Origin of the sequence: Flavobacterium sp. (assembly GCF_043773265.1) — a bacterium.
Taxonomy (GTDB): Bacteria; Bacteroidota; Bacteroidia; order Flavobacteriales; family Flavobacteriaceae; genus Flavobacterium.
Window position 1 is genome coordinate 1 of the sequence record NZ_JAYVFH010000302.1, and the last position, 3408, is coordinate 3408.

General features: G+C 29.9%; 2 protein-coding genes. Both read left to right on the plus strand.

Annotated features, from left to right (window positions below; all coding sequences use genetic code 11):
- Positions 1 to 304 precede the first annotated feature (304 nt).
- Positions 305 to 1942 carry a glucose-6-phosphate isomerase gene (gene pgi, locus ACH2BO_RS15580; protein WP_395045651.1) on the plus strand — a complete coding sequence of 546 codons (1638 nt, stop codon included), beginning with the start codon at positions 305 to 307 and terminating at the stop codon, positions 1940 to 1942.
- A 214-nt stretch (positions 1943 to 2156) separates the two neighbouring features.
- Positions 2157 to 3408 (plus strand): carboxypeptidase-like regulatory domain-containing protein (locus ACH2BO_RS15585; protein WP_395045652.1); only part of this gene is annotated, 1252 nt, incomplete at its 3' end.

A 3408-nucleotide genomic window follows, 5' to 3' on the forward strand; every position in this document is an offset into this window, starting at 1 on the left:
AATTCGTGCTAATTCGTGAAATTCGTGTCTATTTTTTTAAAATTTATAACAAAAAAACAATCCGAAGGATTAAATTAGTGAAATCTAAACCCAAAAAATTCGTGAGAATTCGTGAAATTCGTGTCTATTTTTTTCTAGAATTCATTTAAAAAATCCAAAAAATTAAATTAGTGAAATCTTATATCATAAAAAATTCTTAACAATTCGTGAAACCTGTCTGCCGACACGCAGATTTGTGTATAAAAATCATCAAACCCAAAATCTACAAATTTTAACTAAATTTGCATTTCTAAAAAATCATAAAATGGCATTACCAACAATAAACCCAACGCAAACTAAAGCTTGGCAAGAATTACAAAACCATTACCAATCAATGCAAAACAATTCTATTAAAGAAATGTTTCAAGATGATACAACTAGAGCCGAAAAATTTCACATACAATGGAACGATTTTTTAGTAGATTATTCTAAAAACAACATCAATCAAACAACACTAAATTTATTACTAAAACTCGCAGAAGAAGTGCATCTTAAAGAAGCAATTGCACAACAATTTTCTGGAGAATCAATCAATCAAACAGAGAATAGAGCAGTACTTCACACCGCATTAAGAGCATCAGAAAATGATACTGTTTTAGTAGACAACAAAAATATAATTCCAGACGTTTATCAAGTAAAAAAAGAAATAGAAATTTTTACCAATCAAATACTTTCTGGAGAAAAAAAAGGATATACCAATAAACCATTTACCGATGTTGTAAATATAGGAATTGGAGGTTCAGATTTGGGTCCAGCAATGGTTGTAGAAGCATTACAATTCTATAAAAATCATTTAAATCTGCATTTCGTTTCCAATATAGATGGCGATCATGTAAACGAAATAATAAAAAAACTAAATCCAGAAACAACACTATTTGTAATTGTTTCTAAAACCTTTACAACACAAGAAACATTAACCAATTCAGAAACCATTAGAACTTGGTTTTTAAAATCGGCAACACAATTAGACGTTGCCAAACATTTTGTTGCAGTATCAACCAATTTAGAAAAAGTAACCAACTTTGGTATTGATAAAAATAATATTTTTCCAATGTGGGATTGGGTTGGAGGACGATTTTCACTTTGGTCGGCCGTTGGTTTATCAATAAGTTTAGCAGTAGGATTTGATAATTTCAACAAATTATTAAAAGGAGCAAACCAAATGGACGAACATTTTAAAAACGAATCGTTCAACAAAAATATTCCAGTACTACTTGCTTTAATTAGCGTTTGGTACAATAATTTTTTTGGTGCTCAAAGCGAAGCTTTAATTCCATACACACAATATTTACAAAAATTAGCGCCATACTTGCAACAAGGAATTATGGAAAGCAACGGAAAAAGCATTGATCGTGATGGCAAACCAGTAAATTATCAAACAGGAACTATAATTTGGGGCGAACCAGGAACCAATTCACAACACGCATTTTTTCAATTAATTCATCAAGGCACAAAATTAATTCCTACCGATTTTATTGGATTTGTAAAACCACTTTATGGCAATCAAGATCATCACAATAAATTAATGTCCAATTTTTTTGCCCAAACAGAAGCATTATTAAACGGAAAAAGTGCCGAACAAGTTCAACTAGAATTTGATACACAAAACCTAGAAAAATCTAAAGCCGAATTTTTAAAACCTTTTAAAGTTTTTGAAGGAAATAAACCAACAAATACGTTGTTAATTCAAAAATTAACACCAGAAACACTTGGTTCACTAGTTGCAATGTATGAACATAAAATATTTGTACAAGGAATTATTTGGAATATTTTTAGTTACGATCAATGGGGTGTAGAATTAGGAAAACAATTAGCCAACTCTATTCTTTCAGAAATTGAAAATAAATCTATTAATAAACACGATAGTTCTACTAATTTTCTTTTAAATCATTTTTTAAAATAATAGATAAACAAATCTTATAATTTAAACCTTAATTTGTAACTAAATTAAGGTTTTTTTGTATTAAGTGTTAATATATAAAGATTTCTTAAAAATATTCTGAATTTTGTTTAATCTATTGATAATTAATCAAAGTATTATTCTTTGTTAACACTAGCTTAACATTAAATAGGATATAATAACGGATTTTTGCATTAAAATTTTAACAAAATATCAAATGAAGAATTTTAAGAAATGGGCATTCACTGGATTACTGCTTATTGTAGTATCTACAGTATTTTCTCAAGGAAAAGTTTCTGGTACAATTACAGATTCAGATTTAAATGCATCGCTTCCTGGAGCAAATGTTTCTGTTAAAGGAACAAAAACAGCAGTAGTTACAGACATAGATGGAAAATTCACTATAAGTGTACCTTCAACTTCTGGTCAGTTAGTAATATCTTATGTAGGATTTGATTCTAAAACAGTAAATTTTAACGTTGCTGCTGGAAAAACTTCAGATTTAGGTGCAATTGTATTATCATCTAACAACAATCAACTAGACGAAATTGTAATTAAAAGTACAGTTTTAGACATTGCTAAAGATAGAAAAACGCCTGTGGCAGTTTCTACAATTAAAGCAGCAGAAATAAGAGACAAATTAGGTAATCAAGAATTTCCAGAAATTTTAGTAAATACACCATCTGTATATGCAACTAAATCTGGTGGAGGTTTTGGAGATTCAAGAATTAATATTCGTGGTTTTGACCAAAGAAATATTGCAGTAATGATAAATGGAGTTCCTGTAAACGATATGGAAAACGGTGCAGTTTTTTGGAGCAATTGGGCAGGTTTGTCTGATGTAACTTCATACATGCAAGTACAAAGAGGTTTAGGTTCTTCTAAACTAGCTATTTCTTCAGTTGGTGGAACTATTAACGTTATTACTAAATCATCAGACGTAAAAGAAGGTGGAACAATTGCTGCAAGTGTTGCTAACAATGATTACATTAAAAATCAAATTTCTTATAATACTGGTAAAATGAAAAGTGGATTTTCTACATCTATTTTATTAAGTCAAACAAGAGGTGATGGTTATGTAGACGGAACTAAATTTGCTGCAGCCAATTATTATTTAGCATTTGGATACGAAGTAAATAAAAAACACGACTTACAATTTACTTTTACTGGTGCGCCTCAATACCACAATCAAAGATCTAATGCGCCAACTATTAACCAATACATTAAATATGGTCAAGGTGGCGAACCTAACAGACAATACAATTCTGATTGGGGATTTTTAAATGGTCAAGAATACAGTTTTAGAACCAATTACTATCACAAACCTGTTATGTCTTTAAATTGGGATTATAAAATATCTGATAAAACTAAAGTTTCTACCGTAGTTTATGGTTCTTGGGGAAGAGGTGGCGGATCTAATGGTGCAGGAGCAATTAGAGGAAACAGATTTTTTGGAGACAATTTAAGAA

What these genes read in the sequence shown, in the direction of transcription:
- pgi (WP_395045651.1), top strand. Translation starts at nt 305, where the DNA reads ATGGCATTACCAACAATAAACCCAACGCAAACTAAAGCTTGGCAAGAA.